Origin of the sequence: Actinoplanes sp. GCM10030250, assembly GCF_042666575.1 — a bacterium.
Classification (GTDB): Bacteria; Actinomycetota; Actinomycetes; order Mycobacteriales; family Micromonosporaceae; genus Actinoplanes.
The window spans coordinates 1-3,692 of record NZ_JBHTDO010000083.1 but is presented as its reverse complement, the minus strand read 5'-3'; the positions used below and the strand labels follow the sequence as shown (position 1 = coordinate 3,692).

Annotated in this window: 1 protein-coding gene; it reads right to left on the bottom strand. The window is 74.2% G+C overall.

The window, feature by feature from the left end:
• Positions 1–3,692, bottom strand: a 3,692-nt coding sequence (locus tag ACFQV6_RS44060; protein ID WP_378033709.1) for a beta-ketoacyl synthase N-terminal-like domain-containing protein, incomplete at both ends; no start/stop codon positions are given.

The window sequence follows — 3,692 nt, the reverse complement described above, 5'->3', positions numbered from 1 at the left end:
ACCACCGACCCCGGCGCCAACCGCTCCACCGACGCAGCAAGCTCCTCCCACACCACCTCGAACAACGCGTCACGCACCGGCACCATCGCCGCCGCCGGCGCGGCCCGCAGCGCCACCCCGTTCACCGTCGCCACCACGCGCTCCGCGGTGAACAGGGCGACCTCCAGGCCGTCCTCCCCGATACGCCGAACCCGGGCCCGCAGTGCCACCGGCGCCCCGCCGACCGTGCTCACGCCGTGGAACCCGACCGGCAGCAACACCTGGCCGTCGCCGAACAAGCCGGTTCCGGCAGTGTGCAGAGCCGCGTCCAGCAGCACCGGATGCAGCACATAGCCGCTGCCCCGCGCCGCCTCCGGGACCACGATCTCGCTGAACACCTCGTCGCCGCGCCGCCACACCCGCTGTACGCCCCGGAACGCCGGCCCGTAGCCGTACCCGAGCGAGGCGAGGAAGTCGTAGAGCCCGGCCGCGGGCACCTCGCTCGCGCCGGCCGGCGGCCACGCCTGCTCGACGTCGCCCGGCTGCGCGGGGGTGGTGGTCAGCGATCCGCCGGCGTGCCTGACGAACGGCTCGTCCCCGGTGCGCGAGGACAGCACGAACGTCCGGTCCGCGGCGACGGCGAGTTGCACCATTACGGCGCCGCGCTCGGGCAGGACGAGCGGGGACTCGAGTGTCAGCTCCTCCAGGCAGGGGCTGCCGAGCACCCGTCCCGCGTGCAGTGCCCAGTCGGCCATGGCCGCACCCGGCACGAGGACGGTGCCGTGAACGCTGTGATCGGTGAGCCAGCCGAACGCCCTGCGCGAGAGGCTGCCAGTGAAGAGCATCTCCCCCGTGCCGGCCGACTCGACGACCGCCCGCAGCACCGGGTGCCCGGTCGCCGTCTGGCCGAGATCGGCGGGGCCGGTCGTGCGGGGTGTCTCCAGCCAGTACCGGGTGCGCTCGAAGGCGTACGTCGGCAGGCCGACCCGCCGCCCGCCCGCCGGGAGGGCCGCACGCCAGTCGACAGTGACGCCCGCGGTGAACGCCTCGCCCGCGGCACGCAGGAAGGTGTCCCAGCCGCCGCCGTCGCGGTGCAGCGAGCCGACAGTGACCGCCGGGGTGTCGCGGACCATCGCCGGCGCCAGCACCGGGTGCGGGCCGCACTCGATGAAGACCCGGTTGCCGTCCGCCAGCAGTGCCCGCGTCGCGTCCTCGTACCCGGCGGGCTCCCGGAACCAGTGCTCGGCGTCCAGCTCGGCCGGGTCCGCGAACCCGCCGGTCACCGCCGAACAGAACGCCACCTCGGATGTGCCCGCCCGTACGGCGGCCACCTCACCGCGGGACCGCAGCACGGCCAGCCTCGCCGCGTCGTCCAGCGACAGCGCATCCGCGACGCAGGCCGCCGCGATCTCGCCCTGACCGCGACCGATCACCGCACGCGGCCGCACGCCGAGCGACATCCACAGCCGGGCCAGCGACACCGTCACCGCGAACAGGACCGGCTCGCCGACCTCGGCGCGGCGCAGCGCGGACTCGTCGGACAGCGCCTCGGTCAGCGACCAGTCCACCCACGGATCCAGCGCCTGCTCGCACTCGGTCATACGCTCGGCGAACACCGCCGACGACCGCATCAGCTCGGCCGCCGTCCCCAGCCACTGCGACCCCTCGCCGGGGAAGACGAACACCGCTTCCGATCCCACCCAGCGCCCGGGAGCCACGCCTGAGAGCTCCGGCCGGCCCGACGGCCCGGCCACCACGACCGCACGGCGGCTCAGCACGGCACGCCCGGACACCAGCGAGAACGCCACATCCACCGGGTCCGCACCCGCGTCCAGCAGCGCACCGACCCGCTCCACCTGGGCACGCAGCGCCTCCTCGCCGGACGCCGAGAACACGAACGGAAGGGCTGCCGGAGCCGGCGTGGACCGCGGCTCCTCCTCGCCGGTGTCCACGGCCTCGATCACGACGTGGGCGTTGGTGCCGGAGACCCCGAAGGACGAGACGCCGGCCAGGCGGGGCCGGCCGTCGCGCGGCCACGGCACCGGCTCGGTGAGCAGCTCGACGGCGCCGGAGGCCCAGTCGACGTGCGACGACGGCTCGTCCACGTGCAGGGTGCGCGGGAGCATCTCGTGTCGCATGGCCTGGACCATCTTGATGATGCCACCGACACCGGCGGCGGCCTGGGTGTGGCCGATGTTGGACTTCAGCGAGCCGAGCCGCAGCGGCCGGTCGCGGTCCTGGCCGTAGGTGGCGAGCAGGGCGTGCGCCTCGATCGGGTCACCGAGCGTGGTGCCGGTGCCGTGCGCCTCCACCACGTCGACGTCGCGGGCGGAGACACCGGCGACGGCGAGCGCCCGGCGGATCACCCGCTCCTGGGACGGCCCGTTGGGCGCGGTCAGGCCGTTGGAGGCGCCGTCCTGGTTGACGGCGGAGCCACGGATGATCGCCAGGACCTGGTGCTCCTTGCGGCGCGCCTCGGACAGCCGTTCCACCACGAGCAGGCCGACACCCTCGGAGAAGCCGGTGCCGTCGGCGGCGTCCGCGAACGACCTGCACCGGCCGTCGAGGGACAGCCCGCGCTGCCGGGAGAACTCGATGTAGGTGTTCGGGCCGGACATCACTGTCACGCCGCCGGCCACGGCCAGGTCGCACTCGCCGGAGCGCAGCGACTGGACGGCCAGGTGGAGCGCGACCAGCGACGAGGAGCAGGCGGTGTCGACGGAGACGGCCGGGCCCTCGAACCCGAACGTGTAGGCCACCCGGCCCGAGGCGACGCTGTTGCCGGTGCCCGCGTTCAGGTACCCCTCGACCTCCGGCGGCGGCGCGTTGCGGCCGGTGCCGTAGTCCGAGCCCATGGCGCCGACGAAGACACCGGTGGTGGAGCCGCGCAACGCGACCGGGTCGAGCCCGGCCTGTTCGAACGCCTCCCAGGTGGTCTCCAGCAGCAGGCGCTGCTGCGGGTCGGTGGCCAGCGCCTCGCGCGGTGACATTCCGAAGAACCCGGCGTCGAAGTCGGCGGCGTCGTAGAGGAACCCGCCGTTGCGGGTGTAGCTCCTGCCCGGCACCTCCGGGTCCGGGTCGAACAGCTCGTCGACGTCCCAGCCGCGATCACCGGGGAACTCGCCGATCGCGTCGCCGCCGGCCGCGACCAGGTCCCACAGCTGGTCCGGGTTGCGCACCCCGCCGGGGTAGCGGCACGCCATGCCGACGATCGCGATCGGCTCGTCGGCCGCCGCGACGACGGCCGGGGTCTCGGTGGCCGGCGCCTCGGCGGTGCCGAGGAGCTCACGGCGGAGCAGTTCGATCACCCGGGCCGGGGTCGGGTGATCGAAGACCAGCGTCGCGGGCAGCCGCACACCCGATTCGGCCGTCAGCCGTGTGCGCAGTTCAACCGCTGTCAGCGAGCTGAACCCGAGATCCTTGAAGGGGGTGGCGAGGTTGATGGCGGCGGGGTCGGTCGCGCCCAGGACCCGGGCGGCCACCTCACGGACGAGGGTCTCGACGGCGCGTTCCGCGCCGGCTCCGGCGGTGATCAGCTGACGAAGACCGGTTGCGGCCGGTGCGGGGACAGGAGCAGGGACGAGGGTACGCAGGACAGGCGCCACCGTCCCGGACCGTCGCACCGCCGGCAGGTCGAGCTTGACGGGTACGAGGTTCGCCCGGTCCGCGGCCAGCGCCGAGTCGAACAGCGCCAGACCCTCCGCGGGCGTGAT